The following is a 17,033-nucleotide window of genomic DNA, read 5'->3' on the forward strand; positions in this document are numbered from 1 at the left end:
GGACACCGAACAACCAGGCTTTCTTTTGCCAGCCAACCGGCTGCTGTTTCCAGGCCATTCTAAAGTTATGCCCGCATACGACCACGGCAAAGAAAATCAGCACTGCGACGGGCGGGGTAAGGTACAAGTCAAACAACAGGCCGGATATCCTTGTTTAGCGGCAGTTTTCCCCGGTTTGGGCATTTGCACCCTATACAGGCCGCATTGCTGCGGTAAGGTGTCAGGGAAGCCATCTCAAAAATAAGAGGAGATTGCCAATGGCCCCAACCTCATATCAGCCCCCTACCCGCGGCGACAAGACCGATACAAGCACGCACAGTCAATCGGTTGAATCCAATCTGTCGCACTCGCAGACGACGGTGGCAAAATTGCTTGCGGGTAAAGGGGATGCTGTATTTGCGGTGCGCCCAAACGACACGATCCATTCGGTCGTGAATACCCTCAGTGAAAAGCGGATTGGTGCCGTGGTCGTGACCGACCAGAACGGCACCCTTCAGGGTATTCTGTCCGAACGTGACATCGTCCGGCGCATGGCTGACACGCCCGGCCAGACCTTGCCACAATCCGTCGAGGATCTGATGACGCGCGAGGTCAAGACATGTTCACCAGACGATCTGTTGAATGATGTCCTGAAAACCATGACCGAAGGACGTTTTCGCCACATGCCAGTTGTTGGCGACGGGAAACTGCGCGGCGTAATCACAATCGGTGACGTTGTTCATTTCCGACTAAAAGAGCTGGAGTATGAAGCGTTGCGTATGAAACAAATGATCGTAGGCTGATCCTTCCGGTAGAAATCCCTTGACCTTGGCTGACTGACAGTATCCTTGATGCCAAAATTTGTTCGGTTATAGGTCGAGGGTAAAATGAAGCACGTTCTGGTAACGGGTACAGCGGGTTTCATCGGGTTCCATCTTGCGAAACTGCTGCTTTCGGAAGGATTCCGGGTGCACGGCTATGACGGGATGACCGATTACTATGATGTCGCGTTAAAAAACCGCCGGCATCAGATGCTGCTGCAAAACCCTGGGTTTTCCGTCACCGAGGATTTGTTGGAAAATCACGAAAAGCTCAAGCAGGTTGGTGATGAGTTTCAACCTGACGTGATCGTGCACCTCGCCGGTCAGGCAGGCGTGCGTTACAGCTTGGAGGATCCGCGGAGCTATATCGACTCGAACATTGTCGGCACGTTCAACGTGATGGAAGTTGCACGCGAACATAAGGTTGACCATCTTTTGATGGCTTCTACATCGTCGGTCTATGGCGCGAATGAGGTTATGCCCTTTACCGAGGTTGAAAAGGCCGACACGCCTCTGACCATCTATTCAGCTACCAAAAAGGCCAATGAGGCCATGGGGCATTCCTATGCGCATCTTTGGAACTTGCCCACGACGATGTTTAGGTTCTTCACTGTCTATGGGACCTGGGGACGCCCTGACCTGGCACTGTACAAGTTTGTGGATGCCATTCTGGATGACCGTCCGATCGACATCTACAATCATGGCGACATGTATCGCGATTTTACCAATGTGGATGATCTTGTCCGCGGAATCCGGCTGTTGATCGACAGCCCGCCCGCGCGCCCCGACAGCGCAGATGACATCGAAGAAGGCGACAGCCTTTCGCCCGTGGCGCCTTGGCGCGTGGTTAATATCGGTAACGGCGACAAAGTGCGCCTGTTGGATTTTGTAGAGGCGATTGAAGAAGCTGTCGGCAAGAAAGCAATCAGAAACTATATGCCCATACAGATGGGCGATGTCCCGGCCACCTGGGCCGATACCGATCTGTTGCAGCGGTTAACCGGGTATCGTCCACAAACCGATTTCAAGGTCGGGATTGCCCAGTTCGTGGAATGGTTCCGCGACTATCATGGAAAATGAGCTGATTTCCCGAATGTTCGAAACAAACCCCAATTCCCGTAAAATCGCCGTCATCGGCCTGGGTTATGTCGGCCTGCCACTGGCAGTGGCGTTTGCCGGGGTGGGCCCGGTCATTGGGTTTGATATCAATGCCAAACGCATTGACGCGTTGCGCGCGGGGCAGGATAGCACTCAGGAAGTTGAACCCAATGATCTGAACGCTGCGACAGGTTTGACCTTTACTTCGGAACCTTCCGATCTGGCGGGATGTGATACCTTTATCGTGACGGTTCCAACGCCAATCACGGCGGGCAAACAACCGGATTTGTCGCCCTTGCTAAGTGCGTCCGAGACGGTCGGACGTGTTTTGAAAAAGGGTGACTTGGTGATTTACGAGTCCACGGTTTATCCAGGTGCTACCGAGGAAGACTGTGTGCCTGTCCTCGAGCGGGTTTCAGGACTTACATTCAACGCGGATTTCTTTGCCGGATACAGCCCAGAGCGGATTAACCCCGGTGATAAGGGCCATCGGATCTCGGACATTTGCAAGGTGACCTCGGGCTCGACACCCGAAGTTGCTGATTTGGTAGATGCGCTTTATGGCCGGATTATCGCGGCAGGTACACACAAAGCGGAAAGCATCCGCGTGGCCGAAGCCGCGAAAGTTATCGAAAACACCCAACGCGACCTGAACATCGCGCTGGTCAATGAATTGGCGATGATTTTTGGACGCCTGGGCATTGATACCGATGCCGTTTTGCGCGCAGCTGGCACCAAGTGGAATTTTTTGCCCTTCCGTCCTGGCCTGGTCGGCGGACACTGCATCGGCATCGATCCTTATTACCTGACACATAAGGCAGAGGCGGTCGGCCATCATCCACAGATCATTCTGGCCGGGCGACGCCTGAACGACAGCATGGGCGGCTATGTCGTGTCGCAACTGGTAAAGCGGATGACCCGCGTCGGGATTGACGTAGGATCGGCGCGCGTGCTGGTCATGGGGCTGACATTTAAGGAAAACTGCCCGGATCTGCGCAACACAAGGGTCGTCGATATCATAGACGAACTTAAGGATTACGGTATTGAGGTCGATGTGCACGACCCGCACGCCGATGCCGCCGAAGCGTTGGCCGAGTATGGTATTTCCCTTGTCGCCACCCCCAACGAACGCGCCTATGACGGCGTCGTTTTAGCCGTCGCACATCAGGAATTCCTAGATGTCAAACCCGCGCAAATCAGAGCGTATGGAAAAGACACAAGCGTGGTCTTCGACGTTAAGTCGGTCCTACCGATAGAGTCCAGCGACCTTCGTCTTTGAGCACAAAAGAAAACCGGCGCTATAAGCGCCGGTTCTTTGTTTCTTACCCGCCGAAATCGTCGAGCATGATGTCTTCGCGGTCCACGCCCAGATCCAGCAGCATGTTGATGACCGACTGATTCATGATTGGTGGGCCACACATATAGAACTCACAGTCCTCAGGCGCAGGGTGGTTCTTGAGATATTCTTCGAACAGAACATTGTGGATAAAGCCGGTGTAGCCTTTCCAATCGTCCTCTGGCTGCGCATCCGACAGGGCAACATGCCATTCAAAGTTGTCGAATTCCTCGGCCAGAGTGTCGAAGTCCTCGACAAAGAACATCTCTTTCTTCGAACGCGCGCCGTACCAGAAGCTGATTTTGCGGTCGCGATTTTCCAGACGCTTGAGCTGGTCGAAGATGTGACTGCGCATGGGCGCCATACCGGCGCCACCGCCGATAAAGACCATCTCTTTCTGGGTGTCGCGGGCAAAGAATTCGCCAAACGGGCCCGAGATGGTGACCTTATCACCCGGTTTCAGGTTAAAGATGTAAGACGACATCTGACCCGCTGGGATACCCTCGGAACCGGGAGGTGGCGAGGCAACGCGGACGTTCAGCATGATCATGCCTTTTTCGTCCGGGTAGTTGGCCATTGAATACGCGCGTTCGATCGGTTCGTTCACAACCGATTCATACTGCCACAGATTGAAGCGGTCCCAATCTTCGCGGTATTCTTCTTCTACGTCGAAATCAGTGTATTTCAACGCATGCGCAGGGGCTTCGATCTGGATGTATCCGCCAGCGCGGAAATTCACGTCCTCGCCCTCGGGCAAATCCAGCGTCAGCGCTTTGATGAAGGTTGCCACGTTTTCGTTCGAGCGAACCGTGCATTCCCATTTCTTGACACCAAAGACCTCTTCAGGAACTTCGATGTCCATGTCCTGCTTGACCGCAACCTGACAGGACAGGCGGTCGCCGCAAGAGGCTTCGCGCTTGGTGATATGGCTTTCTTCAGTCGGCAGAATCGAACCGCCACCTGAATGCACGCGCACACGGCACTGCGCACAGGTGCCACCACCGCCACAAGCGGACGGCACGAACAGCTTCTCAGCCGCCAATGTTTGCAGCAGTTTGCCACCTGCAGGAACGGAAATGGTTTTTTCACCGTTGATTGTGATGTTCACATCGCCGGTCGATACCAGCTTCGAACGGGCGGCCATGATGAGAGCCACCAGAGCGACAACGATCAGGGTGAAAAGGACGACGCCCAGGCTAAAAGTTTCCATTCGTCCCTCCTTACAGCTTCACGCCCGAGAAAGACATGAAGGCCATCGCCATCAGTCCCGCGGTGATGAAGGTGATGCCAAGACCCTGCAGACCATCCGGAATATCCGAGTACTTCAGCTTTTCACGAACACCCGCCATAGCGGTGATCGCCAGTGCCCAGCCAAAGCCCGAAGACACACCATAAGTGGCTGCTTCGGCAAAGTTATAGTCACGCTCGACCATAAACAGCGATCCCCCCAGAATGGCGCAGTTCACTGTGATAAGCGGCAGGAAGATCCCCAGCGCGTTGTAGAGCGGCGGGAAGTACTTATCCAGAACCATCTCAAGGATCTGGACCATCGCCGCGATCACGCCAATGTAGGAGATCAGACCAAGGAAGGTCAGGTCCACATCAGGGAAACCCGCCCAGGCCAACGCACCGGGCTTCAGCAGATAACTGAGCAGCAGGTTGTTCGTGGGAACGGTGATCGCCTGAACGACCATGACCGAGATGCCCAGACCCAGCGCGGTCGAGATCTTCTTGGATACGGCGATGAATGTACACATCCCGAGGAAGAAGCTGAGTGCGAGGTTTTCAACAAAGATGGCCTTCACGGCCAGTGAAATCAGACCTTCCATCAGTGGGCCTCTACCTGCTGAATTTTGTATTCACGTTCTTCGACCTGGTTCGGCTTCCATGTGCGGAAGGCCCAGATGATCAGACCGATGATAAAGAACGCGGACGGCGGCAGCAGCAGCATGCCGTTGGGCACGTACCAGCCACCATTGTTGACGGTCTGCAGAATGGTGACGCCAAACAGCGACCCGTTGCCGAACAGTTCGCGAATGAAGCCAACAAGCAGCAGGATCAGACCGTAGCCCATTCCGTTGCCCAGGCCGTCAATGAAGGACGCGACGGGCGGGTTCTTCATCGCAAATGCTTCGGCGCGGCCCATCACGATACAGTTGGTGATGATCAGGCCGACAAAAACCGACAAGGTTTTGGAAATCTCAAAGGCGTAAGCCTTGAGAACCTGATCCACCAGGATCACCAGCGACGCGATGATCACCATCTGTACGATGATCCGGATCGAGCCCGGGATCTGGTTGCGTAGGCAGGAGATGAAGAAGGACGAGAACGAGGTCACGAAGGTAACCGCCAGCGCCATCACGAAGGACACCTGCAGCGAAGAGGTCACCGCCAGCGCCGAACAGATACCCAGCACCTGCAGTGTGATCGGGTTGTTGTCGACAAGCGGGTCGACCAGCATCTCTCTCTTGGTCTGGGACATCAGAACTCTCCTGCTTGCAGTTTGGCCAGGAACGGAGCGAAGCCCGCATCACCCATCCAGAATTTCACTAGGTTATCAACACCAACCGAGGTCAGCGTGGCACCGGCCAGCGCATCTACATAAAAGTCGGGGCCAGCGGCAGGTTGCGACTTGGATACTGTGATCTGCAGATCACCGGCATCATCCCGCAGCTTCTTGCCGTTCCACAACGCTTTCCAACGCGGATTGTCCACCTCGGCGCCAAGACCGGGGGTTTCGCCGTGCTGATAGAATTGAAGGCCGTAGATATCGTTGCCGTTGTTTTCCAGCGCGATAAAGCCATAAAGCGTCGACCACAGACCATAGCCGTGCAGCGGCAGGATCACCTTGTCCAACTCGCCGGATTCGTCGCGCAGCAGGTAGACAACACGGTACAACGCCTTGCGACCAATACCAGCCGGGTCATCGTCCAGCGCGACGCTCAGCTCTGGATCGCTTGCGGCGGCCAGGTCGTCGAATGTTGCGGGATCGAACTGGTCGTCGACGAACTCACCCGTCGAAAGTTCAACAACGTGCGGCTCGAATGCGGCGAACGCCTCAGACACGTCGGTGCCGGGTTCATAAACACCAGCTACCTGCAGAACGTTGATCTGCTTGTCCTTCAGCGCGTTGGCTTCCTGGACCGGGCGCAGGCTAACGGCTGCGGCTGATACAACCATCGAGGCCACCAGACAAACGGCGACGGCGATAAAGATCGTTTTACCGACCGAGTCCGGCGAGGCCGCCAGAAACTTGGCAATCGCGCCCTTGGGTTCTGGGGATTGCGTATCAGACATGGCGACGCGCCCTCCGTTTGATGTTTGCCTGAACGACGAAGTAGTCGATCAGCGGTGCAAAGACGTTACCGAACAGGATTGCCAGCATCATGCCTTCGGGGAAAGCGGGGTTCACCACACGGATCAACACAACCATGATACCGATCAGAGCACCGTAGATATAACGGCCCATGTTGGTATGGCTGGCTGAAACGGGCTCGGTCACCATGAAAGCCAGACCGAAAGCGTAACCGCCGACGACGACGTGCCAGTACCATGGCATCGCAAACATCGGGTTGGTATCCGACCCAATGAGGTTGAACAGCAGCGTCAGACCTATGGTCCCAGCCAGACAGCCGACAATCAGTCGGAAATTGGCGATGCGGGTCGTCAGCAGGAATGCCAGGCCGATCATACAGGCCAGCGTTGATGTCTCACCAAAGCTGCCCTGCATCTGACCCAGAAACGCATTCCACCATGTCAGCCCCTCAGTGGCCAACGCCTGATATCCTTCCGATGCGGATACCGACAGCGCCGTCGCGCCTGAAAAGCCATCAACCGGCGTCCAGACCGTGTCACCCGACATGTTCGCCGGGTAGGCAAAGTACAGGAACGCACGACCAACAAGTGCTGGGTTCAGGAAGTTCTTGCCAGTACCGCCAAAGACTTCTTTGCCGATCACCACCCCGAAGATGATGCCCAACGCAACCTGCCAAAGCGGTGTGGATGCGGGCATGATCAGCGTGTAAAGCATTGAAGTAACGAGAAAACCCTCGTTCACCTCATGGCCGCGAACAGTCGCAAAGATGACCTCAAAGATACCACCCGCAACCAGGGTGACGATGTAAATTGGCAGGAAATACATCATCCCGTGCATCACATTGGCAAAGATGCTGGCGGGGTTCAGTGAGATGCCGAACATCTGCAGGATGGCGATCCGCCAGCCAGTGGCTGAATCGGGTCCAAGCGCGGCAATGGCCGAGTTTGCCTGAAAGCCGGTATTGTACATTCCCCACAGGATACAGGGGATCGTGGCGATCACGACATAGGTCATGATCCGCTTCATATCCACATAGGACCGCGCATGGGGTGCAACGGAGGTTACGGTTTTCGGAGTGTAGATGAAGCTTTCGACCATCTCGTAGATGGGGAAATACTTCTCGTACTTGCCGCCTTTGGTAAAGTTCGGCTCGATCCGGTCAAAGAAGTTGCGCAAACCCATTCGGATCAGCCCTCCTTTTCAATCTTTGTAAGGCAATCGCGCAGCGCCAGCCCATATTCATATTTCGCCGGACAGGCAAAGCCGATAAGGCCAAGGTCCTCTTCGTCCAGCTCCAGCGCACCTAGCGCCTGTGCAGTATCGGTGTCCATTACCAGCAAAGCGCGTAGCAATTGCGTCGGCAAATAGTCCTGCGGCATCAGCTGTTCGAACGTACCGGTCGGCACCATTGCACGGCGGCCACCATTCAGATTGGACGTGAATGCAAACAGCTTCTTGGCAAAGGCCGAGCCGAGAACTGGCTGAACCGCGTATTTCGACGGCATCGGAAGAATCCAGCCCAACGTATGCTGATCATGGTCTTCGCGAATGATGCTGATCTGGCGCGCGAAACGGCCCAGGTAGGCTTGTGGCCCCTCTGCATGGCGGCCCGACAGGATCGAGCCTGAGATCACACGGGCAGTCCCGTCCACATTGATTTCGTCGCGGGTCAGATCATCAGTCGATGCCCCCATGACAGTGCGGATCAGCCGGGGCTGGCGCGCGCCGGGGCCTGACAGGGCAACCACGATGTTGGGGTCCAGATGACCCGTCTGCATCAGGCGACCAATCGCGATCACGTCCTGATAGCCGATCGTCCAAACCTGTTTCTCACCGGCCAGCGGCTCAAGGAAGTGGATGTGCGTTCCAGCCAGACCTGCGGGGTGCGGTCCGGAAAATGCTGCGGCTTCAACACCCGGAATGTCGGCGCCCGGAATGTCGGCGCCCTCATTTTGGCACAGATACGTCTTGCCCTCGGTCAGCCTGGCAACTGCGCTCAGGCCGACAGCAAAGGCGTCACCTGCATCCTGGATAATGATCGCGGCATCAGCGGCCAGAGGCTCACTATCCATCGCTGTCACGAAAATTGCCGTGGGCTTGGTACCCGGTGCGGGCATCTTGGAATAGGGCCGCGTGCGGAAAGCGGTCCACAGGCCAGCCGCACATAGACGTTCGGTCACGCCATCGGCGGTATCGGCATTGCCCACAGCCGAGAAATCCAGACCTGTGTCGTTGACGTCCGAGACTTCGATCACGACACTCTGCAACACCCGACGCGCACCACGGTTGACGGCCACGATCTTGCCGCTGAGCGGGGCGACCATCATCGCCTCGGGCACGTCCTTGTGGCAAAACAACGGTGTGCCCCGCTGAACCTCTTCACCCTCTTGAACCAGCATGCGCGGTTTCAGGCCCAGATAATCAGCCCCCAAAACCCCGACAGACCTGAATTCAGGACCCGGTTGGATCGTCTGCTCTGGCGCGCCTTGCACCGGCAGCTCCAACCCTTTTTTCAGTTTGAAAGTTTGCATGTCGCTACTGTCTTCCAAGCCTCTTTCCTGCAACACATCGTTCCCACCACTGCATAGTGGCACAAAACGATCTGTATGTGGGAGCCTGTGAGCAAAAAAGGCGCATGGCACCTGTTTTCATTCCAAGCTTCGTTTTGATCACGGTCCCTTTACGCGGGGATGTTGCCAAACGCAAACCCGTTGCCGCCGAAATTGCCGATATTTTGTCAAATTAACTTGAAGGGCTGCATTTTGGACCTGTTGAAATTGCATATCGCACCCGCAACGCTTCCGGTGTAAGCACCCGGGATGGAACCAAACAACGATTTTGAGATTTTTCTGGTGGCAACGCCGGGCCTTGAAGCCCCACTGCATGCCGAAACGGTCGAGCTGGGATTCGCAGATGCAAAGCCCGGACCCGGCGGCGTCACCTGTCGCGGAGGCTGGCCTGAAGTCTGGCGCGCGAACCTGTGTCTGCGTGGCGCGAATAAAGTTCTGGTGCGACTGGGCGGGTTTCCCGCAGTTCATTTGGCACAACTGGATAAACGGGCCCGAAAATTTCCCTGGGCCGATTTTTTGCGCCCCGATGTGCCGGTCAAAGTCGAAGCGACAAGTCGCAAGTCCCGAATCTACCATGCAGGGGCCGCCCGGCAACGTATCGAAGTGGCAATTTCGGAAACGCTGGGCGCACCGGTTTCATCTGATGCGGCCGTACGCGTCCTGGTGCGCATCGAAAAGGACCTGTGCACATTTTCGATCGACAGTTCCGGCGAGCCATTGCACAAGCGGGGTCACAAACCGGCTGTCGCCAAAGCGCCGATGCGCGAAACGATGGCCGCGATGTTCCTACGAGAGTGTGAATTTGATGGGTCCGAGCCAGTTCTGGACCCGATGTGCGGCTCTGGCACCTTTGTCATTGAAGCCGCCGAAATCGCGCTGGGGCTGCATCCCGGCCGTTCCCGCAGCTTTGCATTTGAAAATCTACCGAGTTTCGACCCCGACGTCTGGTCCTCAATGCGCCAACAGCAGCCTACGGCCAAACCGGACGTGGTTTTCTATGGCTCGGACCGCAATAGCGGAGCGATTGAGGCCTCGACCAAAAATGCTGACCGCGCCGGGGTTGCCGATCTCACCATGTTTCAAACGCGCTCGGTCAGCGACATAAAACCCCCGTCAGATTCTGCGGGTCTTGTTATTGTCAATCCACCCTATGGTGCCCGGATCGGGGATGAAAAACGCCTGCGATCCGTTTACGGCAGCTTGGGCAAGGTACTGCAAACCAAGTTCAAGGGCTGGCGTGTTGGTATCGTGACAAGCAACGCAGGCCTAGCTCGATCAACCCGTCTGCCGCTGTTGCCCCCGGGGCCAATTGTGGACCACGGCGGCACCAAAATCCGACTGTATCGAACCGGTGTGCTGGACTGACCTGATGTAGGGAAACGACGAAGGCAATTCGCACAAACGGGACGGAAACCCCCTTGCACATCCAAAAATGCGAGTATAGATCACGCGCCACGGTCGGAGTGTAGCTCAGCCTGGTAGAGCACTGTCTTCGGGAGGCAGGGGTCGGAGGTTCGAATCCTCTCACTCCGACCAACAAAACAAGGCACCTGAGGGCGCCTTTGTTGTTTTGAGAGGAATCGTCGCAACGATATCCGCAACGTTTCGTTCGATAGATGTGCTCAGTTCGTTCACTACCGGCATCCACCAACTACCGAATTAGCACTTCATATCTTCCAGTCCATAATTCCCGCTGCGTTCTTAAGCGCATCTGGGCTGTAGGACCGATAGACGTTTTCCAAGGTCTCGCGCGAGGTTGCAAAATAGGCCGTGGCGTTCTCCAGCGTCATGCCGTGCATGAACGCCCAGGTAACCGCAGTGTGCTTTAGGGTGTGCGGCGTCACGTCCTTAAGACCGGCCCGCTGGACAGCCGCACGAAAGGCCTTGTCGATCCGATTTATCGGCGCCCCCTTAAGCGACACCACGTGGCTCCCCTCCTGGGCCCAGGTCTTCATCTCCGCGTGGAGCGTGCCAGGCATCTTGACCATTCCCTTACGCTTCTTGGTCTCGGCCTCGGCCTTGCCAAGGAAATGGATCACCCCGCTGTCAAGATCGACCCAGCCGCTATCAAGGGAAGGCATCCACTTCAGCCGCGTGATCGCGGTCTTCCGACGTCCGGTGTATAGCGCGATCTTGATGAACCGCTGGACGTGAGAAGCAGAGGTCTCCAGCAGACGCTGGATCTCCTCCTCGGTCAGCCAGCGGTCATTGGCAACTCCCTTCTCAGGCAGGGTCACGATCGGTGCATGGCTGATCTTGCGCGACGCCAGGGCGTATTTGACAGCGGCATTCAGTGTGTTCATCTCGCGCCGGACGGTCCATGCCGCGCACCGTCTCCAGGCCGTGTAGCCCCGGCACCTGTCGATGTCGATCTGGGACACCTTGAGGTCGCTCCAGTAGGGCGACAGTGCCTGTATCGTGTAGAGCAGGCGGTCCCCGTCGCGGACCACCTTTACCTTAGCCTCGCCGTAATGCACCAAAACTTCGCCGACGGTGATCTCGCTCGGGTCGCGGACGCGATCATCTTGCTGCTTCTTGCTGGCGATGTAATTGCTCAGGACTTCTTCCGCTGCCTCATGAAATCCATCACCAAAGCCTGTCCGGATCTGCTGCCCTCCGTCGAGGACGACCCAGGCGCCATCGTCCTTGCGCTGGAAGAGCCGGGCCGGTTTGCGTTTACGGGGCATGTTGTGAACCTCTTCAATTCGTCGTGGGTCATGTAGTAGCGCTTGCCGAGGCGAACCGCGTGGATCTCGCCCTGGTGTATCATGGTCCGAACCGTTCTGGGGGTGATCGTGCGATGTAAGGCGGCCGCGAATTCCTCGATCGTGATGAGTGCTTCGTCACTACTCATTACGTAACCGCCCAGAGGGTTATATCCACAACCCAGATGCCAGGGTGGTATTCAGCCATCGAAGTTTCGGACACGGGCGCCGAATTCCTGATCTGCGTACGCATTGCCGGGAGGTTCCTTTTTCGTGTGATCAATAAGTCTATAGCAAGCACAACGTCGGATGCGCGTTGTAGATCGGAGAAAAATCATAAGCTATTGATATATTTTGAAAGTAAATTTTGGATGGTACCGCTCTCCACCATTTTCGATAGTGATTTCGATAACCCAGGGACTGACTACAAGTTCAAGCCGGCGCTCCCTAGCGGGCTTCCCGCGCCGACCTCTGCGCCCGACTAAAACAAGGCTGCGTAACTAAGATGATCCTTTGGCTGAAGTGTCCATCCACGCTGCCTTGACTACGCGGCTACTGATCATCATCAACGATAGCTGTCCTGTTTTTCTGCACACCCTTCGAGAACAAGTTCGATCCAGCGGTTGCCGGTAGTCGAACCTCTCCTTTTTTAACCAAGCGCGGAGTAGATATGTCCACGCGATGTTGGCCGTCACGATGAACAATTCGGCACGGAAGGTCGGGCCGGCTGAATTGAAGAGGTGAACAGAAGCGATCATGGCCTCATTATTATCCATTCAAGTAGAAGGGTAATCTTAAAACGCGGCAGAGATCCATTTTGTACGAAAGATCACCCGCCACCGGATGTTCACTTCGGCGTGTCACAAAGTTCGAGGCAAAAAAATTCGCTAAAAGCCGCAAGTCGAAGGACGCATTGCTATAGTCAATTCAGAGGCCGACAGCTGGTCTCACCAATTGAAATCTTGAAAGGAGTCCAAAATGGACACGACCTCCAACCGCCTTGGCGGAACAATAGATGTTTGCAAATTGACTGCTCCCAACATCAACCTGAAAAAGAACATCGCAGGCGCCAATCACGAATTTATCGACAAGGGCACTGTGTTTTTCTTGCTGAAAACGATGGCAGATGAACTTAGTGGCGAAAAGGATGCACCGGAACTTACCGCCTGCCTTCTAGGTGTGGCGAATAATCTGGTAGAGATTCTTGAGCAGTTTGATTTAACTCATACTACGACCGCTGACATTGACGGCAGAGGATTGGTAGGCGAAGCCCCCTTACTGCCGCCTCGGATACCGCCTTCGCCCTCTCTAGCATCGCTACAAAAGCTTTCACGCAAAGATCAGGCTCGCTTTCTCAACAAACGCGCGAGCGATCTACTGCGCGAAATCGAAGGCCTGCGTTTAGGTTATTATGAGGCACCGGAATACCGGCAGGGCTATCGGATGATCGAGCAGGCCCGTCGCCGGTATCGCAAGCTGCGCGACACCGCCATGAAGCTGGGTCACTGGACTAGTGAGCACCGGAACGCCGGTTCAGAAGAGACACACCTCGTCTGATCTAGCGCTAGCGACAACCCACCCAACACAAGCCCAAAGACAAGACCGGGATTTCGACCTCAAGGTCGGTCCTGGCACGAAAGAGATATGTCAAATGACAATGGATCAACACAAACTGAGGATAAACAAGCTTCATCGCATGCTCACGCTGATACCGACACAATGCCGCGCGCACGAGGCCGAAGTGATGCCGACCAAATGGCCGGAATATCGTTTTCTTACACCTTTTGATGCCACGAAGCAGTTTCATCGTGCCTACATCGAAGCGTACAGGAATTACTATCGCGAGAACATCGACGCGACCGCTGCATCCGACATTAAGGTCGGTTTCAAGTTGAACTTTTTCAAACGGAGTTCTGATCTGACTCAGCTCAATGATGCACGTCTGAACGCCGATCGGGTCGGATTGCCGTATCCTGCTTACTTGGAGTTCGCATTCAAGTTCGCGTCGGCGCGTAAACGCAAATATCCACCGCAGCCCAACCAGCTATGGCCTGGCGAGAAGAAACGCGATGTCTGGCTGACCAAGATAGTGGAGTTCTGGAGTGATGACCGCCATGGCCTCGAATTGAACCGGATGAAGGACATGCCCCAGTACGCGTGTTTTTCCCACCTGGGCCTTCCGGCGCAGCGTCAATTTCGTAAAGAAATGCTCGATTTGGTGAGGCGCGGCGTATATTCAATAGACGGGTTTGTTGCTAGGCACGTGGTCGAGCGCCAGTATTTCCGTGCCGTTGATTGTAACTTCCTTGAGGAAAAGGCCGTCGAAAGTGCTAAACGCAAAGCACAAGAAGACGTTGCCAACGGCTTCCTTAGACCCGTTGAGCTCAAGACACCTACAAGCGAGGAGTTCTACCAGAGTTGTTTTGGTGTGCCCGGGGTAGTCACGTCTGACAATCCTATTTGCTCGTCCTGTACGCAACGTGGAAAATGTGAACTGGCGCGCCAGGCAGTCATCTCGAAAACCCTTTCAGAAACGGGCTTCGCTGATCCGATTGCCGAGGCCGATAGGCGGGCAAACCGGAGGCGCGTGAACGAATATCGCGCCCGCCAGCGTTCCTCGAGATCTCAGGCCAATGCTGCAACGAAGTTGCAGGTTGCCGTGTAATGGCTCCCTTGTGTCAGAAATAGTGTAAGAGAGAAGAAGTAAATATTAGGGGAGCGTTACACCCTCCGGAGATTAAGAAACCCCTCCGGGTATGTAATGCCCCCCTAATTATATACTTTCTCCGGAACATCCCTCCTGAAGTTTACCCTGTCACAAGGGGGGCATTACACATTCATTTCCATGAACGCAGAGCCGACCATCAATCGTCTGGTTGGTTTGTCCCTAAGACGCCCAAGACACGCTCGGCCAGCCTCGCCCGTTGGCCAGAATTCTCAACCCCAAAACCTGCAGAAGACCTAACCTAATGAATGCTATCAATTTCACTATGTCCGACCAACAGATCTCGGCGCTAGACTGCGTAGGCTCCTGGCTGAAGAACGATGCCAAGACACATAAGATCTTCCGGCTCTTCGGATATGCCGGCACCGGCAAGACGACAATCGCGCGACATCTGGCCAGCGGTTTGAATGGAGGGGTTGTTTACGCGGCCTTCACTGGCAAAGCGGCTATGATGATGCAGCGCAACGGCTGTGAAGGTGCTTCCACCATCCACAGTCTGATCTACAAGGTTGTGCAGGGACCGGCTGGTAAATTCAGTTTCCACCTCAATCCGGATAGTGCAGCAGCGGATGCAGACTTGATTGTGCTCGATGAGTGCTCAATGGTTGATGTAAACTTAGCGCGTGACTTAATGTCATTCGGAGCTCCTATCCTCGCACTCGGTGATCCTGCCCAGCTGCCGCCGGTGGCCGGCGAGGGCTATCTCACCAACGCCAAGCCTGACGCCATGCTGACCGAAATCCACCGTCAGGCCAAGGACAGCCCGGCCTTACGACTGGCGATAGACATTCGTGAAGGAAAACCGCTGAAATACGGCGCCTATGGGAACAGCCGTGTGGTGCCGGACGGAAGTCTTGAGATCGATGAGATATTGGATGCGGACCAGCTCCTTGCAGGTAGGAACGTCACTCGTTTCCACTACAACGAAGAAATCCGCAGGGCCTTGGGGCGCGCCGGCGACCTGCCTGAGGTTGGCGACCGCCTTGTGTGTCAGCACAATGACCATGGCCTTGGTATCGTCAATGGAGGCATGTTCACGGTCGTCTCAGAACCGAAGAATTCCCGGTTTTCGGGGACTTTGTTGTTGGAACTGAAATCGTGCGACTTCCCGGATCATGAAAACTACCGCGTACGTGTGCATCCGGAGTTTTTTTACTGACGACGAAAAGAGATTGGCGGACAAGGAACGGAAAAATTCTCAGCAGTTTAAGTATGGTTACGCGTTGACAGTTCATAAAGCCCAAGGCAGCCAGTGGGACCACGTGATTATAGAGGACGAAAGTCACATCTTCGACAAATATGCGAGGAATTGGCTCTATACCGCCGTTACACGGGCTTCTGAAAGCGTGACGCTGGTCACACGCCTTTAGAAGCATTTTCATACGAGAAGCAACATTGGGCAGACACTTTCTGCCCAATGTTGTTGCTCCCTGACGCTATGTCCATGGGAGCATTGAATCTCAAAATCTCGTGGTGCCAGAACGCATCCACAGGTTATTTCTGTGACATCGGTGGAATTCACCCCGCTTTGCGTCCGTACTTCATGCGAACTAAGCCATTCACATGGTACCTGCCGATCGCACAGCGGGCTTCAAGCTACCGGTTTTCTGAGCCGAAAAGGCGTCCGCCCTGTTCGTCAATCACCTGCTTCGCCTTTGCGATGCTGAAGCTTTCAGCCTGATCCCGGCTTTCAAAGACATCCGCCCTGATCACCGTATGGGTCTTGCGATCTCCGTCTATGATCTTTTCGATACGGGCCAATAGGCGGTATTTACCGCCTTCGGGCATCAGGTCGGGGAAAATCTCGAACCCCTTGTACGAAACCGGCTCCGGCTCAGACTTTTCGCTGACACCGAAAAGTTTAGAAAAGAGGGGCATTGGGCGGCTCCTTTCAGTACTGCTAGGATCGGAGACTAGCGCCGCTTAAGACAGGCGTGTAGCTTCTCCTGTTATCAGATCACTGGTCGTCGATCTTATAGTACGCTCTGTTCGTGGTCTCAAACGTCCCGATCGACAGCGAAAACCCTTTCCTCCGCACCAATCTCACATTTGCGGATCGGCCCAATGCCGACCTTGAGCGAGGCCTTCAGATGTTGCAGCCGCAGCCCGCTTTGCCGACATTCGCTGCGACAGCAAAGCCTGGGCGAGCCTGAATTCACAAATCACGGACAATACCGACTTTTGCAGCCACGACTTTTGCTCTTGCCGAAATTGCTCGCATCCGCAGCGGTAGGTTTTTCGGCCGAGCAGTGCTTTCCCGTTTGCGGCTTTTCTGTTGAGCGAACCCAGCCAGAGTTCAGCAATCCTTTCGCTGTAATCAGCGTTGAAAATCGAACGCCAGTGAAGCGGGTTGTCAAAAAGAGAAAACGAAATTCCGTTTCGGAATTTAAGTAACTTACGCGATTAACAAAAACGACATCGGGTCGCTCGCAGGAAAGAAAAAATGAGGAAACAGGTTTGACTAGTTCCCAGTCCATTGAGCA

18 protein-coding genes, 1 tRNA gene and 1 pseudogene are annotated in these 17,033 nt (G+C 55.1%); 9 read left to right on the forward strand and 11 right to left on the reverse strand.

Annotated elements, in window-relative coordinates; translation table 11 throughout:
• Positions 1–257: 257 nt before the first annotated feature.
• The 3 genes from AC2FGC_RS08080 (at position 258) to tviB (ending at position 3,177) form a co-directional block, all read left to right on the forward strand.
• Positions 258–782: a CBS domain-containing protein gene (locus AC2FGC_RS08080; protein WP_109311025.1), complete on the forward strand. Its 525-nt coding sequence runs from the start codon at positions 258–260 to the stop codon at positions 780–782.
• Positions 783–866: 84 nt separating this feature from the next.
• On the forward strand, positions 867–1,880 hold the full coding sequence (locus AC2FGC_RS08085) for an NAD-dependent epimerase/dehydratase family protein (RefSeq protein WP_496781926.1): 1,014 nt from the start codon (positions 867–869) through the stop codon (positions 1,878–1,880).
• A 13-nt stretch (positions 1,881–1,893) separates the two neighbouring features.
• Positions 1,894–3,177, forward strand: coding sequence for a Vi polysaccharide biosynthesis UDP-N-acetylglucosamine C-6 dehydrogenase TviB (tviB, locus tag AC2FGC_RS08090; RefSeq protein WP_496782191.1), 1,284 nt, complete (start codon positions 1,894–1,896; stop codon positions 3,175–3,177).
• 43 nt (positions 3,178–3,220) lie between these two features.
• Here tviB and nqrF read toward each other — a convergent pair whose 3' ends face one another.
• From nqrF to AC2FGC_RS08120, 6 genes are read right to left on the reverse strand one after another with little or no spacing between them, the layout of a single operon-like run.
• A complete protein-coding gene (gene nqrF, locus AC2FGC_RS08095) occupies positions 3,221–4,444 on the reverse strand; it encodes an NADH:ubiquinone reductase (Na(+)-transporting) subunit F (protein WP_058272099.1) in 1,224 nt (407 codons plus the stop codon).
• Positions 4,445–4,454: 10 nt separating this feature from the next.
• A complete protein-coding gene (gene nqrE, locus AC2FGC_RS08100; RefSeq protein WP_058272100.1) occupies positions 4,455–5,063 on the reverse strand; it encodes an NADH:ubiquinone reductase (Na(+)-transporting) subunit E in 609 nt (202 codons plus the stop codon).
• The gene (locus tag AC2FGC_RS08105) at positions 5,063–5,716 is read right to left on the reverse strand and encodes an NADH:ubiquinone reductase (Na(+)-transporting) subunit D (protein ID WP_058277140.1); all 654 of its coding nucleotides are present in this window, start codon (positions 5,714–5,716) and stop codon (positions 5,063–5,065) included. Before AC2FGC_RS08105 ends, nqrE begins: the two co-directional genes overlap by 1 nt.
• Positions 5,716–6,531 (reverse strand): Na(+)-translocating NADH-quinone reductase subunit C, encoded by an 816-nt coding sequence (locus tag AC2FGC_RS08110; protein ID WP_058272102.1) that lies wholly within the window; start codon positions 6,529–6,531, stop codon positions 5,716–5,718. Before AC2FGC_RS08110 ends, AC2FGC_RS08105 begins: the two co-directional genes overlap by 1 nt.
• Complete coding sequence (locus AC2FGC_RS08115; protein ID WP_496721584.1) at positions 6,524–7,732, reverse strand: NADH:ubiquinone reductase (Na(+)-transporting) subunit B; 1,209 nt, start codon at positions 7,730–7,732, stop codon at positions 6,524–6,526. The genes AC2FGC_RS08110 and AC2FGC_RS08115 overlap by 8 nt, the downstream gene beginning before the upstream one ends.
• 5 nt (positions 7,733–7,737) lie before the next feature.
• Positions 7,738–9,081 carry a Na(+)-translocating NADH-quinone reductase subunit A gene (locus AC2FGC_RS08120; protein ID WP_496781928.1) on the reverse strand — a complete coding sequence of 448 codons (1,344 nt, stop codon included), beginning with the start codon at positions 9,079–9,081 and terminating at the stop codon, positions 7,738–7,740.
• Positions 9,082–9,369: 288 nt separating this feature from the next.
• Between AC2FGC_RS08120 and AC2FGC_RS08125 the strand changes: the two genes are divergently transcribed.
• Together AC2FGC_RS08125 and AC2FGC_RS08130 are read left to right on the forward strand one after the other, a co-directional pair.
• On the forward strand, positions 9,370–10,485 hold the full coding sequence (locus AC2FGC_RS08125) for a THUMP domain-containing class I SAM-dependent RNA methyltransferase (protein ID WP_496726909.1): 1,116 nt from the start codon (positions 9,370–9,372) through the stop codon (positions 10,483–10,485).
• A gap of 94 nt (positions 10,486–10,579) precedes the next feature.
• Positions 10,580–10,656: transfer RNA gene (locus tag AC2FGC_RS08130), tRNA-Pro, on the forward strand.
• 131 nt (positions 10,657–10,787) lie between these two features.
• On the opposite strand, the gene AC2FGC_RS08135 is transcribed toward AC2FGC_RS08130, so the two are convergent.
• From AC2FGC_RS08135 to AC2FGC_RS08145, 3 genes and pseudogenes are all read right to left on the reverse strand, one after another.
• The gene (locus tag AC2FGC_RS08135; RefSeq protein ID WP_496726906.1) at positions 10,788–11,807 is read right to left on the reverse strand and encodes a tyrosine-type recombinase/integrase; all 1,020 of its coding nucleotides are present in this window, start codon (positions 11,805–11,807) and stop codon (positions 10,788–10,790) included.
• Between the two features lie 17 nt (positions 11,808–11,824).
• Positions 11,825–11,974 (reverse strand): annotated as a pseudogene (locus AC2FGC_RS08140) (helix-turn-helix domain-containing protein); the annotation flags it as partial.
• A 351-nt stretch (positions 11,975–12,325) separates the two neighbouring features.
• Positions 12,326–12,601: a DUF3644 domain-containing protein gene (locus AC2FGC_RS08145; protein ID WP_496781930.1), complete on the reverse strand. Its 276-nt coding sequence runs from the start codon at positions 12,599–12,601 to the stop codon at positions 12,326–12,328.
• Positions 12,602–12,803: 202 nt separating this feature from the next.
• Here AC2FGC_RS08145 and AC2FGC_RS08150 point away from each other — a divergent pair, with 202 nt between their 5' ends.
• The 4 genes from AC2FGC_RS08150 to AC2FGC_RS08165 all read left to right on the forward strand — a co-directional run bounded on the left by AC2FGC_RS08150 (position 12,804) and on the right by AC2FGC_RS08165 (position 15,920).
• Entirely contained in the window at positions 12,804–13,382 is a 579-nt protein-coding gene (locus AC2FGC_RS08150) for a hypothetical protein (protein WP_496726904.1), read from the forward strand.
• A 94-nt stretch (positions 13,383–13,476) separates the two neighbouring features.
• The gene (locus AC2FGC_RS08155) at positions 13,477–14,490 is read left to right on the forward strand and encodes a hypothetical protein (RefSeq protein ID WP_496726903.1); all 1,014 of its coding nucleotides are present in this window, start codon (positions 13,477–13,479) and stop codon (positions 14,488–14,490) included.
• A 304-nt stretch (positions 14,491–14,794) separates the two neighbouring features.
• Entirely contained in the window at positions 14,795–15,709 is a 915-nt protein-coding gene (locus tag AC2FGC_RS08160) for an ATP-dependent DNA helicase (RefSeq protein ID WP_496781932.1), read from the forward strand.
• Positions 15,666–15,920 (forward strand): ATP-binding domain-containing protein, encoded by a 255-nt coding sequence (locus AC2FGC_RS08165; protein WP_496781934.1) that lies wholly within the window; start codon positions 15,666–15,668, stop codon positions 15,918–15,920. Before AC2FGC_RS08160 ends, AC2FGC_RS08165 begins: the two co-directional genes overlap by 44 nt.
• A gap of 226 nt (positions 15,921–16,146) precedes the next feature.
• Here the strand turns inward: AC2FGC_RS08165 and AC2FGC_RS08170 are convergent, their stop codons facing one another.
• Together AC2FGC_RS08170 and AC2FGC_RS08175 are read right to left on the reverse strand one after the other, a co-directional pair.
• On the reverse strand, positions 16,147–16,428 hold the full coding sequence (locus AC2FGC_RS08170; protein ID WP_496726901.1) for an HlyU family transcriptional regulator: 282 nt from the start codon (positions 16,426–16,428) through the stop codon (positions 16,147–16,149).
• A 284-nt stretch (positions 16,429–16,712) separates the two neighbouring features.
• On the reverse strand, positions 16,713–17,027 hold the full coding sequence (locus AC2FGC_RS08175; RefSeq protein WP_496726900.1) for a hypothetical protein: 315 nt from the start codon (positions 17,025–17,027) through the stop codon (positions 16,713–16,715).
• Positions 17,028–17,033: the final 6 nt, after the last annotated feature.

It is taken from the genome of Ruegeria sp. CDSC054 (assembly GCF_059610645.1).